The 2,377-nt window shown below is 68.0% G+C and carries 2 protein-coding genes; both read right to left on the bottom strand.

Annotated features, from left to right (window positions below):
* Positions 1–763: 763 nt before the first annotated feature.
* Positions 764–1,192, bottom strand: a complete 429-nt coding sequence (locus Q0840_RS18930) for a DUF4259 domain-containing protein (RefSeq protein ID WP_298462724.1) — start codon at positions 1,190–1,192, stop codon at positions 764–766.
* Positions 1,193–1,378: 186 nt separating this feature from the next.
* Positions 1,379–2,233 carry a lipopolysaccharide assembly protein LapB gene (locus tag Q0840_RS18925; protein ID WP_298462721.1) on the bottom strand — a complete coding sequence of 285 codons (855 nt, stop codon included), beginning with the start codon at positions 2,231–2,233 and terminating at the stop codon, positions 1,379–1,381.
* Between the last annotated feature and the right edge of the window lie 144 nt (positions 2,234–2,377).

Here is a 2,377-nt window from a genome sequence, read left to right as displayed (position 1 = left end):
CGCTAACAGAGCGACCCGGCCCGAGCACCTACCCGAGCGTGACCGGCCAGCCAGTACCCGAGCAACAAACAGCCGCTACGCGTCCGCGTCGTCGGACGGGCACAGACCCGGCTGGCTACGGCTGGAGCTTTGAGCATCGCCGACGTGAGAACCTGGGGACGAACCCGCGCTAGACATGGGGCTGCCGCCCGGCTTCAAGTCCGCAGTTGGAGAGGGAGCCTGCCTGTTCAAGCCGGGCCGAGAGGGCCCGCACTGGGTCGTGCCGCGCGCTCATCGCGCCGTCCGCGCGCGTACGTGCCGCAGCGTTCGCTGAGCGGGGTTGTCCGTGAGTCTGGCCTCCAACGCTCAAGCGTTGCGACCTACCGCCGATACTGCATCGACCGAGAACTGTTCGTAGCGCGCTCCACTGTCTCAATAGCCCCCGCGCCCTAGGAGGGTCCCGCCCGATGGAACGACTCTTGTGGCTGACCTTCCTAGGCTCCCTCATAGGGTTGGCGGTTGCGACGGTGCGAGACATGTTCGGCCGGCACGCCACGTCTGACAATCCCCTTGCCGCGTTTGTGACGCCCTCTAGACGCAGTTGGGTCTTCATGGTCATCGGCGTGGCTAGTGCTCTCGGCCTTGGCGCGCTGGACGCAGTCTGAGGTGGACTGTCACGCCCCGCGGGTTCGCTGGGCGGCATCCGCACATGCCGCTGAGCATGCCGCGGTGAGGGCGGCTACGCTCGCCCGGATCTGCCGCTGTCGAGTGACCCTTGGGCCCGCTACGAGGCGCCGCCTGGTGTGTCGCGAAGCGCGCTGAGGATCGGCTCCAGCTCGGTGCGGGCCTCGCCCAGCTCGCCGGCGTCCTCCCACAACTCACGCCACTCGGAGTCCGCGCCAAAGACTCGTGTCACGGCTCGGACTGCCAGTACGCGCAAGCCTTCGCCGAGATCCAGGCCCTCGAGGGCAGCCGCATCGGGACCATAGTTGTCGTCCAGCTGCGGCCCGTTCGCCTGCGCCGCAGAGACGAGCGCCGCTGCGGCGAGAGCCGCCATGGCATCGTCCGCGTCCAGGTAGTCCTCGGCGTCCGCGGCCGCCGCCAGAGCATCGCGAATCATCGCAGGGCGCGCAGCTACATCGGCCTCTTCGAAGTCGCCCGCCCAGTCGGCAGCGGTGTCGTTGTCGAATGGTCCAGTCCCCCATGTACCCATCGGGCAACCGTAGTGTCCGGACCCGAGACGCGAAGACGGAAGTCGACCTGGCCGCGCGTCCGCACATGCCGCTGAGCAGGACGGCGGCAGAGCGTTCACGCTCATGCCGCTGTGTCGCGACTCCGCGGACGGCCGTGTCCTGCTCCGAGGGTGACGGGTCGGCCGTTGGGGTGGGGGGTTGTCTGACTAGTCCTCGTCGAGCAACTCCTTGAGGTGCTTGGCGGCGAGAGCGTCCCCTGCCGCAGCGCCCCGACGGAGCTGCTCCCTTGCGTGTGCGATGTCGCCTCGGTCGATCAACAGGAGACCGAGGTTGTTGTGGCAGTAGGTGTCGCCGGCTCGGATGCCGGCTCTGTAGGCGTCCTCCGCCGCTGTCAGTTCACCGAGGCTGGAGTAGAGGTTGCCCAGCGGCAGCATGCTCTCCCCTTCGCCTAGCTTGGCCCCGTGTTCCAGCACTTCTCGCGCCTCAGTCGCGCGTCCGGTGGCGAGTAAGAGAGCGGCGAGATCCGACCGGGCTGCCGGGAAGTGATCGGCGCCGGCTCGCAAGTCCGGCTCGAGGGCTGGGTCCAGCGTCGCGCACCATCGCCAGCACGCGAGCACGCCGACCGCTTGGTCGTTGCCAGCGGCGACTGCTTCAGTGGCTGCCTGGATCGCCCGGTCGCGTTCGCCCTGCTCGCGCAGCATGAAGGCCAACGACAGCGTGCCGTTGCTGTCCCCGGCTGCGGCCGCGGCGCCGTAGGCGGTCATGGCTCCGCTCAAGTCCCCGAGGTCCTCCAAGACTTGGCCGAGGTTGAGCCACGCATCGTCGTTTCCCGCAGCGCCGGCATCTTGGAGCGTCGCGGCGGCTTCTTCAAGCCTGCCGAGTTCCCTCAGGGTGTTTCCGAGATTGAACATAGCTACTGCGTCGCCATGCGCGGCGGCGCGGCGGAAGCACCGCTCGGCGTCTTCCTGTCGGCCAGCGTCGGCCAAGTCGCATCCGAGGTCGATCAGCTCGTCGACGTCATCAACTCCTGCCTCAAGGCGGCGCGTCAGATCGTCCCCCATGCTGCTAATCCTCCCTCAGCCTCCGAGAGGCAAGACCGCAACGAGATCCGTTCCGACGAGCATCCGGTCATGCCGCGGAGCAGCACGGGCGGCATAGCGTTCACGCTCATGCCGCGGAGCAGCACGGGCGGCATAGCGTTCACG

Origin of the sequence: uncultured Cellulomonas sp. (assembly GCF_947494015.1) — a bacterium.
Lineage (GTDB): Bacteria > Actinomycetota > Actinomycetes > Actinomycetales > Cellulomonadaceae > Pengzhenrongella.
The sequence above is the reverse complement of the archived record's forward strand: the minus strand, read 5'-3'. Positions and strand labels throughout refer to the sequence as shown.

Excerpts from the sequence above, each read along its gene's own strand:
- Q0840_RS18925 (WP_298462721.1), bottom strand. The coding sequence starts at position 2,233 with ATGGGGGACGATCTGACGCGCCGCCTTGAGGCAGGAGTTGATGACGTC.
- Q0840_RS18930 (WP_298462724.1), bottom strand. The coding sequence starts at position 1,192 with ATGGGTACATGGGGGACTGGACCATTCGACAACGACACCGCTGCCGAC.